Here is a 432-nt window from a genome sequence, read left to right on the forward strand (position 1 = left end):
ATATGTATTTGTAATTCTTATTTTTGTTTACGTTAAATTAATGACAAAATTAGATGAAAAATATGGCGTAAATGAATAGTCAAGGAGAGAGAAAATGGCATTACAATCATTAATTTATTTAGTAGTAGGTATTTCATTTTCAATACATATTGGTATTGCACTTTTGGCTAACGCTGGTTCTACAAAAGACTTTTATGTTGCTGGTGGAGGGGTTCAACCAGTAGCAAATGGTATGGCCACAGCAGCAGACTGGATGAGTGCTGCATCATTTATATCGATGGCGGGGATTATTGCTTTTATTGGTAGTGATGCAAGTGCTTACTTAATGGGATGGACAGGTGGATATGTTTTACTTGCCATGCTTTTAGCTCCATATTTAAGAAAATTTGGTAAGTTTACAGTTCCAGATTTTGTTGGAGATAGATACTACTC

Annotated in this window: 2 protein-coding genes; both read left to right on the forward strand. The window is 34.5% G+C overall.

All coding sequences use genetic code 11. From position 1 onward, the window contains the following. Nucleotides 1-79, forward strand: a 79-nt coding sequence (locus CP965_RS14045; RefSeq protein ID WP_129062726.1) for a sodium/substrate symporter small subunit, incomplete at its 5' end; no start/stop codon positions are given. 15 nt (nucleotides 80-94) lie between these two features. Next, nucleotides 95-432 (forward strand): sodium:solute symporter family transporter (locus CP965_RS14050; protein WP_407646428.1); only part of this gene is annotated, 338 nt, incomplete at its 3' end.

The sequence above is a fragment of the Halarcobacter mediterraneus genome, from assembly GCF_004116625.1.
GTDB lineage: Bacteria > Campylobacterota > Campylobacteria > Campylobacterales > Arcobacteraceae > Halarcobacter > Halarcobacter mediterraneus.